The sequence below is a fragment of the Marinigracilibium pacificum genome, assembly GCF_012926615.1.
GTDB classification, from domain to species: Bacteria; Bacteroidota; Bacteroidia; order Cytophagales; family Cyclobacteriaceae; genus Mangrovivirga; species Mangrovivirga pacifica.
In genome coordinates this window covers 38,841-53,369 of the sequence record NZ_JABBNU010000011.1, presented here as the reverse complement: position 1 = coordinate 53,369, position 14,529 = coordinate 38,841, and the positions used below count along the sequence as shown (strand labels likewise).

Sequence of the window (14,529 nt, the reverse complement as noted above, 5' to 3'; positions counted from 1 at the left end):
AATTATATTATCTTATATAAATGAAATCATCCTCTTTTAGTAAAAAACGAGTATTCATATTTAGTACTATTGGTATATTATTAATTATTGGCTTTTCCTTAAAATACTTTTCTGAAGACCATGTAAAAAAGATCATTAATAATTCCCGATCCGAATATTCATTTGATATTGAAAATGTTCGCCTATCAATTTTCGAACGAAGTATAACATTTGAGGGGGTGGATATTCATCCCAAAGAAACGCTCGAAAATGATTCAATCAAAGACATAATAAAAGCAAAGGCTCAATTATTTAAACTTTCAGGAGTATCCTTCAGTAAGCTATACTTTAACGGAAAATTTGTCGCAGATCAGTTATTCATAAATAATCTTGATATCTCTCACTATAGTGGTACTAAAAATGAAGTTAAAGATTCACTAACGACCACTGGCAAAAAACAACATGAAAATATATGGAATATAATTTCCGAAGGAATCCTAATTAAGGGATTTGAAATCAAAGACAGCTATTATAAAAATTACTATTCTCATAATAATGACCAACTTATTATGAGTGCAGGTCCAATTAATATTAATGTATCTGAAATTACCACTGATAGTTCAAGGATTAAATCTGAAACACCATTTTTACTCAGGGATGCTAAATTTGATATTAATCAAATAACCTATCATGATAAAGATAGCCTCTTTAAATATGAAGTTTCCTCTATATCTTTTGAAGATAAAAACCTTACTATTTCCGGCATTAATTATTCTCCGGTAGAAGATTTAGAAACAACATCGTTAAAAGTTGGAAAACAAGTTGATATCCCCAGAATATTTGTAGATCAGCTGATAATGTACAACCCTGTTATTGATAGCCTTGATGCATACATTGATCTTGATTCAATGCTAATTGACTCAGTAAGCTTAGAACTCTTCAGAAACAAAAACATTCATCTTTATCCACAGCCAACGAAAGATCTTTTCGCCGGAATGATACTTTCTGCACCCATTAAATTTAATATCCCCCATCTGACAATCAAAGATGCATCTATAATCTATAAAGAAAAGCAAGTAAATGAGTATGCTGATTTATTGATGATCAATATTACCTCATTACAATCTGACATTACCAACCTAACCAATCTTGAAAACAATATTTTAAAAAACAATAAATACAATATAAATGTATCGTGTCTTTTTATGAGTGGGACATCCTTAAAAGTAAATATAAATGGCAGTTATGATGATGAATATCAAACATTTCACACAAGTGGCAAACTCGACAGAATGAAAATGTCATCATTAAATTCATTTGTAACTCCATTAACTCATATGAAAATAGATGGTAACCTGCATGAAATCACCTTTTCTTTCTCTGGAAATGATTATAAATCGAAAGGATGGATGTTAATGCCATATACAGATTTAAATGTCGAACTCTATGGAAAACATAAAAACTCAAATCATAAACCCATCGAATCCTTTTTAGCAAACAGGTTAATTGCAAAAGATAATGTGATTGGTGATAAACACTTTCATTATGGAGAAATTAAGTTTGACAGAGTCAGGACAAAATCTGCCTTTCACTTTATGGCTAATAGCCTTAAGACCGGTGCAATTTCAACTTTACTTCGAAAACATAAAGGCTTACCGCCTAATTACCAGATACCAAACACTTCAGCATTTTAAGTTTTATCAGCTATTAAGTAATTTTAAATAAACCAAACCAATTTACTCACCATGGAAAAATATTTTGGGGTCGATGTAGGGGGAACCAACATTAAGATAGGAGTCGTTAGCAAAAAAGGAAAAATCATTGATAAAATAAAGTACAGTACAACCAAAGACCGACCGGATGAAATGACTTTTATCAATCATTTTATTGAGGTAATGGGAAATGAAATTAAACGATACCCCGAAATAGATAAAATTGGAATTGGTTTACCAGGGACACTTTCTAATGACAGAAAAAAAATTATCGAGATTCCAAATATCCCAAATATTGGAGGAACCAAGTTTTTTAAGGAATTAGAAAATGCCTTTCCAGACAAAAAATTCAAACTAGAAAATGACGCAAATGCAGCAGCATTAGGAGAGTATAATTTTGGTTCTGATCATATGCCAAAAACATTCTTATTCATTACTCTTGGCACCGGAGTGGGGTCTGGTTTAATCCTGAATAAAAAAATATTTACAGGTGGAAAGGGAAATGCTATGGAATTAGGCCATATAATTTCGGATGACGGGAAAGTACTCGAAGCCCACATCGGTAAAAAAGGAATCATGAAAATGACTTTAAATCTGCTAAAGGAGCATCCGGAAAGTGAAATAAACGAGTTAAAATCCTTCAGGCCAAAAGACGTTGCTCTTGCAGGATTAGAAGATGACATTGTAGGAAAGAAAGTTTTTTCTCGAATTGGAAACCTTTTAGGCAAGGCTCTGGTTACCTCACTTAGACTTTTTGATATTAACGACATATATGTTGGCGGAGGGCTTGCTACAGGATTAAAGCTAATCAAACCTGAGATAATGAATGTCTTAAATAAGTATCTTCCTGAATATTACACAGAAGATCTGAAAATTAAGAAGGCATCTCTAGGAAATGACGCAGGAATTCTAGGCGCTGCTTCTCTGTTCATTGATGATTAAAAATCATAATTATGAAGAAAATTACTTTTTTAAGCTTTATTCTGGTATCATTTTTAATTTCAAGCTGTGATACTTTAGATAGTTTAACACAGTTTTATTATGATGAAGAAACTTCATTTACAATCCCGGGACAGGCTCCTACTCTATTTCTAGGTGATATTTCAACACCTGCAATGCAGTCTAGTGGTTCACAAGAATTTGAGAATAACAACTCAAATGTTAACCTTGTTGAATCTTGTAAATTAACTGAGCTGACACTGACTTTGACAGCTCCGCAGGAAGCAAATTTTGACTTCTTAAATGAAATTAGCATTTACATTGAGGCAGATGGTCTTTCTAAAAAGCTTATTGCAACAGAAACAAATGTTCCAGCTGGTGTAAATACATTTAGCCTGGAAACACAAGACGTTGAATTGGTGGAATATATTAAAGCTGGTTCTTATACATTAACGACCGACGTAACGACCGATAAAATTCTGAGTCAAGATCACACAGTAAATGTATATTCTAAATTCTTTATTGATGCTAAGATATTAGGACAATAAATATCCTTTAATCATAAGAATATAAAAAAGTCCGGTAAGTATTTACCGGACTTTTTTTATTTAAAGAATTTCTTTTTGCGCATCTTAAGTATCCATTTGTCAAGAGAATAATTTCCAGGCCCAACTATTAGAAAAAACACACTGCCAATCAAATAATGTAAACCTAACTCCTGCTTTGAAAATTCATCATTACCATGAATTATAAATACTGCGATCAGCATGGTTATTAGAATAGGAATAATTGACAAGCGAGTAATTAAACCAAATATCACAAAAACCGAACAAATTACTTCAGCTATTATAACCAGAATCAAGCTTAGTACAGACCCAATGCCTAATGGATCAGGAAAAGACTGACTCAATGATTCAAATTCCATCATCTTAGGTAAACCATGACTTAATAGCATTGCTCCAAATGCAACCCTATAAATAAGTAATGCAAGAGATAGGGACCTGGACCTGATACTAGTCAAATAAAAGAGCTTTGACATATAATTTTGATTAATTAAAATCCAAATGCTTCCTTCATTTTACTAAAAATAGCTGTATTTTCATAAGTTCCTTGAAATAATGATTGATATGGGCCATAAGCATACACCTGAACCGGAACAGCGGTATGATGACCGGTAGCAAATGAAGCTTCAACTCTCCCCTTATTAATGTCTCCTGAAATAAGAGACAGCCCCCCTGTTTCATGGTCAGCAGTAACAATAACTAGTGTTTCTTTATTATTAGCAGCAAACTCCAAAGCCACACCCACTGCTCTGTCAAAGTCACCAAACTCATTAATCACATAAGCCAAATCATTATTATGCCCACCCCAATCAATCTGAGATCCTTCTACCATCAAGAAAAAACCTTTATCGTTTTTAGAAAGTATGTCAATCGCCTTCTTTGTTGCTTCAGGCAAAAATTCTTTTCTCTCCGGATACTTAGGCATTTCGTCTTCAGCAAAAAGTCCAGCCAGTTTATAACCTGAATACCCTTTTAGCTGATTAACATCAGTAAGTACCGAGTAACCTTTGGATTTCAATTCTTGAGTTAGGTCTCTGCCATCTTTTCTATCAGTGAAAAACTTTAATCCTCCTCCAAGAAACAAGTCAATATCAGTTTTAAGAAAATCTGCTGCTATTTCCTCATGCATTTTCCGCTGAGGCTGATGGGCAATAAAAGATGCAGGAGTAGCGTGAGTTATTGTACTTGTAGCAACCAGCCCTGTCGAAAGCCCTTTTTCCTCAGACATCTCCAGAATAGTTTTAAGCGGATTTCCATTTGGACCTACACCTATTGCTCCGTTATAGGTCTTTTCCCCTACACTTAAAGCTGTAGCTCCTGCAGCAGAATCTGTAACATAATCATCTGATGAATTAGTTTTAGACTTTCCAATTACCGGAAAATTATCCAAAAATATGTTTCCTTTGTTAGCTGTTTTTCCCGAATAGACCTGAGCAGGCCCTGTCCCATCACCAATTAAGAGTATAATATTTTTGACTTTACTTAATTCTAAAGGAGTCGGAAGATCAACTTTTGTTTCATAAGCAGGTCCACCAGTGAACACCTGAACTTTGTCATGATCGCTGGATTGTTGTTCAACCTTCTGAAGAATTACTTTTTCAGAACCTTCTCCATCGGTAGATCCACAAGAAGATAATATCACAAAAATTGATAAAAAGAATAGTTTTCCGAAATATCTAAATCTATTCATACTGATAATTTTATGGGATTATATTTTTATTTACTATTTCTAAATCAACCAAAATTATAAAAAAAAATCCTCCCGATGGGGAGGATTTTATTAATATTTTGTGATGTTCTTAATTATAATTGCTTAACATAACAGGCATTACTAACATCAACACATCTTCATTTTCATCACCATTTTTAGGGAAGATCAGACCTGCTCTGTTTGGAGCTGAAAACTTCATCATTACCTCTTTTGAATCAATGTTGTTTAACATTTCAATCAAAAATTTAGCATTGAATCCAATTTCAAGATCGTCTCCATCATGTTCGCAGCTTAATCTTTCATTAGCCTCATTGCTAAAGTCAAGGTCTTCTGCAGATATCTGTAATTCACTTCCTGTAATTTTAAGCCTTACCTGATGCGTTGTCTTATTCGCATAGATAGAGATCCTTCTCAATGAACTTAAAAATTCAGATTTATCAATTGACATTTCATTATCATTATCCATCGGAATTACATTTTCATAATCCGGGAATCTCTCATCTATAAGTCTACAGATCATCTGAATATTGTTAAACTTGAAGAATGCGTTTGTAGCATTATATTCAACATTAACATTCGTATTATCAGAAGGAAGAGTAGATTTTAATAAGTTTAATGCTTTTCTAGGTATAATGATCGGATGATCAATATCTTCAGCAACATCTACCCTTCGATATCTTACTAACCTATGTCCATCAGTTGCAACAAATGTAGCATTCGTATCAGTTAACTTCATGTAAACACCGGTCATTGCTGGCCTAAGTTCATCATTACTAGTAGCGAAGATTGTATTATTTACTGCTTTAGAGAAGATATCTGTACTGATATTAAAAGAATAACCATCATTAACTGTCGGTACCTTAGGAAAATCTGTTGCATTTTCTCCAGAAAGCTTATACTTACCATTATCAGAACTGATTTCGACAGCATATGTATCTTCATCAATCGAGAATGTTACCGGCTGTTCAGGAAGATTTTTCAAAGTGTCAAGTAAAATTCTTGCCGGAACAGCAATACTTCCACTTTCCTTTGATTCAACATCAATCTCAGTAATCATACTGGTCTGAAGGTCTGAAGCTGTTACTGTTAACTTGCCTTCACTAACTTCAAATAAAAAATTTTCTAATATAGGTACAACCGGACTTGACGTGATAACTCCGTTGATTCCGGATAGTTGCTTCAATAAAGCTGATGATGAAACGATGAACTTCATAGTAACTGTTAAATCTTAGATTCAGTTTAATGGGCGTAAAGATAAAATAAAGAGCTTAAGTTTAAAAAAACAAATAGCTTTTCCTTACATTTTCCTTAAAGGAATTTTAAAGAAATAAAATTACCGTATTCAATAACATATCAAAGCAATTTCAAATAAATATCTGAAAATAGTTTCACAAACATCCTTCTTAATCAATTAACTTATAATATTCTTATTTAATATTACATCATAAGTACACTGAATATCAATTACTTTCCTTTTCAAATTATGTTTTGTAGCTTTGCAAACATGAAGATCAACTATTCAGCTAAATACATTTTATTACTATTTTTTCTAATCAATCAATCAGGAATTTGCCTAGCTCAGAATTCTGATTCGATTAGAGTGATGGCTGGAAAAAATATCCCTGAAAGAATAAAAGACCAGGTATATGAAACACTTCAATTTTATCCTGAACTTATTGACACTAAAATAGATTTCGTTTTTACTAAAAATATCCGAAAATCATTTATGCAGGCTCAGCCTAATATTAAGGATATTTTTAAAAGAAAGGAAAATCGAAGCTATAAGGTAAAAATCACACCTGAGCTTCAGCTCACAAATGGCTCCATTCCTGTTGAAGAACTTCCTCATGATGTCTTAATTGGTTGGTTGGCTCATGAATTAGGGCATATAATGGATTATAAAGACAGGTCATGCATTAACATGTTAGGATTTGGCCTGAGTTACACATTAAACAAAACCTTCTTGATGAGCTCTGAACAAACAGCAGATATATATGCAATTAATCATGGTTTAGGAAGAATGGTAAAAAAGACAAAAGAGTTTATTCTTACCAGATCTGATATTCCAGAAGACTACAGAGAAAGAATCAGAGAGCTTTATTTGTCGCCTGAAGAGGTTATGGTTATCATCGAGAAGGAAAATGATATTACAACTGACTAATCCTCAAACTTTCTGTTGAATAAATTCCTGATATTCAATAAAATCTTCTTCTTTCATTACTCTAGGCATTTTAACCTGGCCTCCTTTTTTCTTTACGGTTTCATTCCAGTCATAAAAAACCGAAGGTGAAACAATCTTTAATTTGATTCCACGTAAAGCTTTTCCTCTTGCTACATTGTAGTTTTTATTAACCTCTGATAAATATTTATCTAATTCTACCCCCACTTCGGTTGGGTCTTTAGCATTTTCTGATCCTAATATCCAATGATGGTAATATTCTCCATCGCTCTCACGTACTGCAGAAACGGTATACTCAGGAATTGCCATTTTAAATTTTTCTTCAATATGCTTAATAGCATCATTCATTTTCATAACAGATAATTGAGAACCTACCACATTCAAGAAATGCTTGGTTCTACCAGTTATAACAATTTCAGCCTTTTCTACATCTGTAAATTTAATTGTGTCGCCTATTAAATATCTCCATGCTCCTGACACAGTTGATATAACCAAAGCATAATCTACTCCCTCTTTAACTCCACTAAGATTAACTACCGGACTTTCAGGCAAAGCCATCCCGGTATCGTCAAAGTATTTATCATCAAAAGGAATAAATTCAAAATAAATCCCTGCATTTACAGCAAGCCTCATTGCTCTGTCTTTGTTTGGTCTTGATTGATAAGCTAAGAAACCTTCAGATGCCAGGTAGGTATCAATTACCGTGATTGGCTTTCCTAAAAGTTTGTCGAAGCTTTTCTTATATGGTCCGAAGGCAACTCCCCCAGAAACAAAGACTGATAAATCGGGCCAGATTTCATGAATATTTTCAAGCTTATAATGCTTAACAATAGATTTAATCATTAATTCATTCCAAGACGGAATTCCACTAATCGCACCTATATCCCATGATGGAGCGTCTTCTACAATTTTAGAAATTCGTTCATTCCAGTCATCTGTGGATGCAATTTCCACACCCGGGCGATATACACCTCTAAACCATGATGGAATGTTGCTTGCTGAAATTCCACTAATTTCACCTTCATAATGATCACCTGAAAAGTTCAGGTCTGTGCTACTTCCCAGCATCATAATTTCCTTTTCAAAAAAATTAGCAGGAAGATCAAAGTTGGATACCGACAAAAGCTGCATTACTCCCACCTTTCTTATAGAATTAAGCATATCATTCGTCACAGGAATTTTCTTTGGCTTACTTCCTGTAGTGCCTGAGCTTAATGCATAATAGTCAGGCTTACCTGGCCAGGTTATGTCGCCGATTCCTTTTATTTGTTGCTTCCACCACCGATCATAAATGGCATCATAATCATGAAATGGAACACTTTTGCTATAATCACCTTCAGGATTATTGCTTTTCAAAATATTACTGAATCCATAATACTTACCAAAAGCAGTGGCTGAAGCTTTTTTAAGTAGTTTTAGCAAAACTTCTTTTTGTTCTTCAACAGGTGATGCCTCCGGAAGCGCCTTCTCACTAAACTCTAATGCTGACTTAATAATATTACCTAATATTGCCATTTAAATAATCACGGTTATTTAGTATATGATTAAATATAAATAATTGATTTCAAAGCAACTTGTTATTGGTAAATCATACACAAAAAAAGAGATGCTTTATTATTTTAGAGCATCTCCTTTTATCAAAATAATAATTTAAGTACAGTATCAGGCTGTTTCTGTGCTAAGTTTATACCAATTGATATTTCTAGTCAAGTACATTGTTAATGCAAGAATTACTGCCAGACCAATTGTTCCCATTAATAAGGCATAGTCTTCCAATTTTAGGGTTACATAAAGGAAACTATATAAAGCCGTAAGTAACCCAAGTAGCATCAATGCATATTTTTTAGAATGAAAGACTTTAAGTGAGTAAAAGAAAATCATTCCTATTATAGAAACTGATGAAATAAGATAGGCTACATTAAAATCCATATGCTCACTTAGCGCTACTAATAATGCATAAAATAAACAGAGAGCAAACCCTACCAGAATATATTGAAACGGATGAATCCTTTGCCCTTTAAGTGCTTCAGCTAAGAAAAAAACAAGGAAGGTTAAGGTAATTGTTAAAACAGAATATTTGGCAGCCCTTAAAGTATTTTGATATTGATCAGCAGGATTCAACAATGATAAACCAAAAGCTGAAGAGTTAAATGCATGATCATATTCATCTCCATACCACATTTGCGGATAATTTCGGTTTATCTCAAGAGTCTGCCAAAATGCGGTAAAGCCTGCATCAGTCACATTACGTTTGTCAGGAATAATTGCTCCATCAAATTTTGGCGACGGCCAAGTTGATTTCATGTTGACGTTTGTCTCCCCTCCCGCAGGAACGAATGACAAGTTTGAGCTACCTTTTAATTTGACATTCAATGAAAAAGGAATGGTTTTACCTTCTATCTCATTTGCATTAACTGTTGCTGTAATGCCAGACTCAATTAAATCTCTGACCTTACTACCCGGCTTCACCTTAGCCTTATTCCCATTCCAGTTTATAACTATTCTTTCTTCAACTCCTCTCAAATCTGAAATACCAATAGTTAGAAATGCATTCTTATAGTCTATGCTATCATTACTTGAAATTATTTCCTTGGAATCAAAAGTAAAATCACCGTCTATTTTAATATCTCCTTCATAAACTACCGCCTCGTATATACCTCTGCTTAGCTTTTTAGGTACTACTTCCCCATTTATATTCAACGTTTGCGGAAGTACATGAAGATAACTTGTGGTGTATGAATACTCAATTTCATTATTTTCGGTCCGCTTCTTTATTTTTTTGCTTATTACTGGAATTGTAAGAACTGGTCCAGCTATTGTTTGACCCTCTGCCCATTTTTCACTTACCTCATCAGTTACGAAATCATTCAAGTTTCTTCTTTCTTCTATCAAACTGATAATCATTTGGGAAGGAATCAGCAAAAGAAGAATTAAAATTCCAACAACGAGCATTTTTAACATTACTGAATTTCTAATGCTCGTTACAAGTCTGTCAAATATTGATTTGACTTCATGTCTTTCATTGTTTTCAGGTTCCATTTTTTAAGATTTTTAAAGTACTTTATATTTCAAAGTAGTGTGGTAAAAAAATTATTTCAATAGGTTTTCTATAGCTTTTATATGCCTGGTAAATGCGTCTCTACCTTTTTTAGTTGCCATATATTTTGTATTTGGTTTATTATCAATAAATGCTTTTTCAAAGGAAATAAACTCTGATTTCTCTAAATATTTAATATGACCAGCCAGGTTTCCGTCTGTAACTCCAAGTAGATTTTTAAGCTCAGTAAAATCTACAGACTCATTCACCATCAAAACTGACATAATTCCCAGCCTGACTTTATTTTCAAATGCTTTATTCAGATCTTTTAAAAACTCCTTCACAATTAACTATGTCTGATTTGCATTATAATACCATATACAATATGTAATACTCCAAACCCAACCATCCAGAAAAACAATCCATATCCAGTAAATATTGTAGCAATTATTCCAAGAATCATCTCAGCAATACCAAGGCTTTTGATTTCTTTATATGTTACTGAAGAAGCGTTAATTAATGACATACCATATATGACAAGTGTCAAACCAGGTAATATAGTGATATATCCTTTCAATAATAAGATTAAGCATACTAACCCGCCACCAACTAATGGAACAAGAAAACTCTCCAGCAAACGCTTTGTTTGTGTATCCCAAATTGGCAGATTTTTATTTTTAGCCTTTCTAACTGTGAAAAATATAGAGGCAGAGATAGCTGCAAAGATGACAACTACAGCTATAATCAATAACTGTATAACTGCATCTTTAGATAAAACAATTGGAGGCCTACCCACCTGATTATCTCCATTATAAATCAACATATAGGCCAGATACCCTCCTATCAAAGCAAAAATCCCGGCGAACACCCCAGCCATTCCGCTTAATGAAATAAATCGTGAAGATCTATTCATCATTTCACGAATATCCCTGAGATCATCTATATATTTTTCTCTATTTTCCATGTTTCAAAAGTACTTTATGATACAAAGTAAATCAAAAAATTCAAATCTCAAAATATGAATTGCTAAATCAGAAAAGTTTTTGATTACCTCCTTGATCTTTCTGGAAATATTGAGGTGGAACAATTAACTGTTCAAGGTCATTCTGCCTAAAAACAGCCAATAAATCATTCTCTTTACAGAAATAAAACCCTTCTCTACCCGGAACCGGATAAAATGCTAATGACAATGGTTGCTGAAAGCTCACATCATCAATTATAAAACTAAATGATGGTGAGTTTGAATTGACAAAATCACTGTATTGAGGGTAATCTTTGGGATCCAGGTGAGTATCGATTCTTAGGTTAAATAAAGTTCCTAAATATTGATCCATCCTTGTAGAATCAAGCTGACCTGATAAATTATTAACTTCAAAATAGACCCCTCTACTTTTTAGGCTTACTGCTGTATCTCCTTTGCCATTAACAATTGCAAAAGATTTCATAGTTCTGAAATCCCCTTGATAGAGATCTTTTGATTTCCACGCTAATTTGTTTAAGGTAAAAATACCGGTCACGTAATCCTGATAACCTGGAATATTCACGATATAAACATTCTTAAAATCAGTGTCTGCCAGGTATGAAATTGTTCTGTTGGCATTACCTCCGGCTATATACTCTTGTTCAAGATTTCCATCACGATAAACAGAAACTTTAACTCCAGTTGCTTTTAACTCACTTACAACCTCATTTACCTGAGACTCCGGAACGGATCTTTTAATATTTAACCTGTTAATAACCGCGAGAATCACATCACCCAATGCGGCATCTGTTGCCATATCTCCGATAAACCATCTTCCGCTCTTTTTCTCTAAAACAAAATCTTGATTTGGCATCCCTAAAACAATCTTGTCTAACCCTGTTGTATCAGAAACAGCAAATTTATCTGGTTCAACTTCAAGACTTTGATCCCGATCAATGATACCAGGTAAAACAAATATTGCCAGAAGCAAAACGGCTATAACTGCAATTCGTATTTTATTTGAATTATTGACCATTACCAAATCGAGTATATTTATTTTTTCTGATTACCGCCTTTATTATTCCGAATAGAATTATAAGGATCAACGGTAATGCAAGATTTACCAGCTGCCAGAAGCCTTTTTCATTTTCTACTTTAACCTTATTTAAAGGTCGGATTTTTATCTCTTTATTCTTTGCCAGGATGATACCCTGATCATCAATCATATAACTCAAAGCATTCATCAGAAATTCTCCATTTGCATATTGAGTTTGGGTAAATTGATCAAAGCCAACTGGAAGTGGTCTATTCTGACGTATTCCGATATCATTAATAAGAAAATCTCCATCCCCCATTACAAGTAACTTCCCTCCTTCACCAGATGACACAAACGAAGACTTATTTATACCTTCAGGTAAAAACCTATTGGCAAACATTGAGGTAAAACTACCTTCATTTAGAGCAGCTACAGGGAGAGGGATTTGATTTACAAAATTCTCCTCAACAATATCCCGCATATCATTAATATCAACAGGAAGAGGAGCATTTAATGCACGTGAATACTGGCTTGAATAAATAAGGAAATTCTTTTTAATACCTGGACTTGCCACAGTATCAATTGTACTAACAAATTTACCTTCTGTAACATCCAGCCCCTTCACTATTTCATGATCAGTATAATTATTAAATAATGGGAAATAAGGCCACTGTAATGGTTTTATCTGAGGATCCTGACCAAAGTTGCCAACTACCACAGGGTAAGATCCTGCATTAAGGTCTTGAATAAGGTTATTATTAATTCTTAAACCGTGTTTAAAGAGAAGAGGTGTCAAATTTAAATCTACGGGCACAGCTATTGTCCCTCCTGTACCATTACCTGCGCTATCAATATTTACGTTTACAGCATCTACGAATAGCAATAAATTCCCACCGGTAACAAGGTACTGATCAAGCTTAAATAAATCTGATTCATCAAATCGGCTTTTAGGTTGAATTCCTAAAACTGCATCAAAACCTGAAAGGTCTTTTGCTTTTGTCAAATCCAACTCAATTACATCATATTTTTCAGCAATCAAATTTGAAACCCCGGCAATTGATACCGAATCTGCTTCACCATGACCATTAAGTATTCCAATCTTTGGTCTTTCAATTCCCAAAGCCTGCTTAATAGCTGATGCCAATTCATATTCAAGCCCTTCAATAGAGGTGTTTAATTTTTCTTCTGCGGTTTCTCCCCTGTTACCTTTTAATAGATTTACTCCTACTTCAGTACCTCCATAAGAAACAAGGGCTCCTGGAAAAATAAGCTTTTCAACTCGACTTCCATTTTCATTATCAAATAAATTAGTTGGTTGAATCCCTTTATCAACAAGTCTTCGATAAAAAGCATTTCGAGCCTGAGTTGACTGGGCAATTGACGGATCCACAAATTTATATTGGATATTTTTACCAGCATAAACCTGAAAGTTCTTCAACATTTCAGCTATACCCTTTTTAAAACGCTCAAATCCGGCAGGTAATTCCCCGGTAAGATATACTTCAACATACACTACATCATCTAACCGCCCCAGAAGCTCCTTTGTAGGCTCCTTGATTGTATATCGCTGATCTTCTGTAAGATCTATTCTTGTAAAATATCTGAATGCCAACTGATTTATCAATACCATAAATAATATGATAATGACAAGATTCAATATTGATGCTAATTTCTTTTGATTTACCATTTTCTCGATGACAACACAGTTTTGGTAATAGCAAGCATAATTACTATCACTGATACCAGGTAAATTACATTTCTTGAATCAATAAGGCCTTTTCCTAATGCCTCGTAATGATAACTCAAACTTAATTGAGACAAAAGTAATGATGCATCACCCCAAACATTTACATTGGCAAGTGATGATAATCCTGAATACATTATGAAACAAAGAAACACAGCGATGATAAATGATGTTATCTGATTCACGGTAATTGCACTTGACAATATTCCTATTGCTGCAAATACTCCACCTAAAAGAAGTAAACCTACATAACTACCAAATACTGCTGCACTATCTATATTGCCTTCAGGTTGCCCTAATTTCACTAATGAATAATAGTAAACAACCGTAGGAATTATTGCTAAAAAGACTATAACCAGAGAAGATAGATATTTACCCAGGATCAAGGCATTATCACTTACCGGATTGGTAAACAGCAGCTCCATTGTTCCGGATTTCTTTTCCTCAGCAAACATTCGCATAGTGATGGCCGGAATCAGAAACATAAACACATATGGACTAAATGCAAATAACGTTTCCAAATCTGCATATCCATAATTCAAAACTGAAGTATCCGGAAAAACCCAAACTAATAAACCGACAGCAGTTAAAAACACACTAATTACCAAATAAGCAATTAATGAATTAAAAAAAGTATTGAGTTCTTTAGAGAAAATTGTCCACATAGT

14 protein-coding genes are annotated in these 14,529 nt (G+C 33.8%); 4 read left to right on the top strand and 10 right to left on the bottom strand.

Annotated elements, in window-relative coordinates:
- Window positions 1-20: 20 nt before the first annotated feature.
- Genes HH304_RS16995 through HH304_RS16985 form a run of 3 tightly spaced genes read left to right on the top strand, consistent with a single transcriptional unit; the run spans window position 21 to window position 3,178 of the window.
- Window positions 21-1,673 (top strand): hypothetical protein, encoded by a 1,653-nt coding sequence (locus tag HH304_RS16995; RefSeq protein WP_169684345.1) that lies wholly within the window; start codon window positions 21-23, stop codon window positions 1,671-1,673.
- 51 nt (window positions 1,674-1,724) lie between these two features.
- Window positions 1,725-2,633, top strand: a complete 909-nt coding sequence (locus HH304_RS16990) for an ROK family protein (RefSeq protein WP_169684342.1) — start codon at window positions 1,725-1,727, stop codon at window positions 2,631-2,633.
- A gap of 11 nt (window positions 2,634-2,644) precedes the next feature.
- Entirely contained in the window at window positions 2,645-3,178 is a 534-nt protein-coding gene (locus HH304_RS16985; protein WP_169684339.1) for a hypothetical protein, read from the top strand.
- A gap of 56 nt (window positions 3,179-3,234) precedes the next feature.
- On the opposite strand, the gene HH304_RS16980 is transcribed toward HH304_RS16985, so the two are convergent.
- The 3 genes from HH304_RS16980 to dnaN all read right to left on the bottom strand — a co-directional run bounded on the left by HH304_RS16980 (window position 3,235) and on the right by dnaN (window position 6,117).
- On the bottom strand, window positions 3,235-3,669 hold the full coding sequence (locus HH304_RS16980) for a DoxX family protein (RefSeq protein ID WP_169684337.1): 435 nt from the start codon (window positions 3,667-3,669) through the stop codon (window positions 3,235-3,237).
- A 14-nt stretch (window positions 3,670-3,683) separates the two neighbouring features.
- Window positions 3,684-4,883 carry an alkaline phosphatase gene (locus HH304_RS16975; RefSeq protein ID WP_169684334.1) on the bottom strand — a complete coding sequence of 400 codons (1,200 nt, stop codon included), beginning with the start codon at window positions 4,881-4,883 and terminating at the stop codon, window positions 3,684-3,686.
- Window positions 4,884-4,992: 109 nt separating this feature from the next.
- Window positions 4,993-6,117 carry a DNA polymerase III subunit beta gene (gene dnaN / locus HH304_RS16970; RefSeq protein WP_169684331.1) on the bottom strand — a complete coding sequence of 375 codons (1,125 nt, stop codon included), beginning with the start codon at window positions 6,115-6,117 and terminating at the stop codon, window positions 4,993-4,995.
- Between the two features lie 291 nt (window positions 6,118-6,408).
- On the opposite strand from dnaN, the gene HH304_RS16965 reads away from it, so the two are divergent.
- Window positions 6,409-7,065 (top strand): hypothetical protein, encoded by a 657-nt coding sequence (locus HH304_RS16965; RefSeq protein ID WP_169684327.1) that lies wholly within the window; start codon window positions 6,409-6,411, stop codon window positions 7,063-7,065.
- Window positions 7,066-7,068: 3 nt separating this feature from the next.
- Here the strand turns inward: HH304_RS16965 and HH304_RS16960 are convergent, their stop codons facing one another.
- The 7 genes from HH304_RS16960 to gldF all read right to left on the bottom strand — a co-directional run bounded on the left by HH304_RS16960 (window position 7,069) and on the right by gldF (window position 14,526).
- Window positions 7,069-8,598: a GH3 family domain-containing protein gene (locus HH304_RS16960; RefSeq protein ID WP_169684325.1), complete on the bottom strand. Its 1,530-nt coding sequence runs from the start codon at window positions 8,596-8,598 to the stop codon at window positions 7,069-7,071.
- Between the two features lie 147 nt (window positions 8,599-8,745).
- Window positions 8,746-10,122 (bottom strand): cell envelope integrity protein CreD, encoded by a 1,377-nt coding sequence (gene creD / locus HH304_RS16955; RefSeq protein ID WP_169684323.1) that lies wholly within the window; start codon window positions 10,120-10,122, stop codon window positions 8,746-8,748.
- Window positions 10,123-10,173: 51 nt separating this feature from the next.
- On the bottom strand, window positions 10,174-10,464 hold the full coding sequence (locus HH304_RS16950; protein WP_169684320.1) for a winged helix-turn-helix domain-containing protein: 291 nt from the start codon (window positions 10,462-10,464) through the stop codon (window positions 10,174-10,176).
- A gap of 2 nt (window positions 10,465-10,466) precedes the next feature.
- Window positions 10,467-11,084 (bottom strand): hypothetical protein, encoded by a 618-nt coding sequence (locus tag HH304_RS16945; protein ID WP_169684317.1) that lies wholly within the window; start codon window positions 11,082-11,084, stop codon window positions 10,467-10,469.
- 67 nt (window positions 11,085-11,151) lie between these two features.
- A complete protein-coding gene (locus tag HH304_RS16940; RefSeq protein WP_169684314.1) occupies window positions 11,152-12,117 on the bottom strand; it encodes a hypothetical protein in 966 nt (321 codons plus the stop codon).
- Window positions 12,107-13,804, bottom strand: a complete 1,698-nt coding sequence (gene gldG / locus HH304_RS16935; RefSeq protein ID WP_169684309.1) for a gliding motility-associated ABC transporter substrate-binding protein GldG — start codon at window positions 13,802-13,804, stop codon at window positions 12,107-12,109. The genes HH304_RS16940 and gldG overlap by 11 nt, the downstream gene beginning before the upstream one ends.
- Complete coding sequence (gene gldF / locus HH304_RS16930) at window positions 13,798-14,526, bottom strand: gliding motility-associated ABC transporter permease subunit GldF (protein ID WP_169684307.1); 729 nt, start codon at window positions 14,524-14,526, stop codon at window positions 13,798-13,800. The genes gldG and gldF overlap by 7 nt, the downstream gene beginning before the upstream one ends.
- Between the last annotated feature and the right edge of the window lie 3 nt (window positions 14,527-14,529).

Excerpts from the sequence above, each read along its gene's own strand:
- HH304_RS16995 (WP_169684345.1), top strand. The coding sequence starts at position 21 with ATGAAATCATCCTCTTTTAGTAAAAAACGAGTATTCATATTTAGTACT.
- HH304_RS16990 (WP_169684342.1), top strand. The coding sequence starts at position 1,725 with ATGGAAAAATATTTTGGGGTCGATGTAGGGGGAACCAACATTAAGATA.
- HH304_RS16985 (WP_169684339.1), top strand. The coding sequence starts at position 2,645 with ATGAAGAAAATTACTTTTTTAAGCTTTATTCTGGTATCATTTTTAATT.
- HH304_RS16980 (WP_169684337.1), bottom strand. The coding sequence starts at position 3,669 with ATGTCAAAGCTCTTTTATTTGACTAGTATCAGGTCCAGGTCCCTATCT.
- HH304_RS16975 (WP_169684334.1), bottom strand. The coding sequence starts at position 4,883 with ATGAATAGATTTAGATATTTCGGAAAACTATTCTTTTTATCAATTTTT.
- dnaN (WP_169684331.1), bottom strand. The coding sequence starts at position 6,117 with ATGAAGTTCATCGTTTCATCATCAGCTTTATTGAAGCAACTATCCGGA.
- HH304_RS16965 (WP_169684327.1), top strand. The coding sequence starts at position 6,409 with ATGAAGATCAACTATTCAGCTAAATACATTTTATTACTATTTTTTCTA.
- HH304_RS16960 (WP_169684325.1), bottom strand. The coding sequence starts at position 8,598 with ATGGCAATATTAGGTAATATTATTAAGTCAGCATTAGAGTTTAGTGAG.
- creD (WP_169684323.1), bottom strand. The coding sequence starts at position 10,122 with ATGGAACCTGAAAACAATGAAAGACATGAAGTCAAATCAATATTTGAC.
- HH304_RS16945 (WP_169684317.1), bottom strand. The coding sequence starts at position 11,084 with ATGGAAAATAGAGAAAAATATATAGATGATCTCAGGGATATTCGTGAA.
- HH304_RS16940 (WP_169684314.1), bottom strand. The coding sequence starts at position 12,117 with ATGGTCAATAATTCAAATAAAATACGAATTGCAGTTATAGCCGTTTTG.
- gldG (WP_169684309.1), bottom strand. The coding sequence starts at position 13,804 with ATGGTAAATCAAAAGAAATTAGCATCAATATTGAATCTTGTCATTATC.
- gldF (WP_169684307.1), bottom strand. The coding sequence starts at position 14,526 with ATGTGGACAATTTTCTCTAAAGAACTCAATACTTTTTTTAATTCATTA.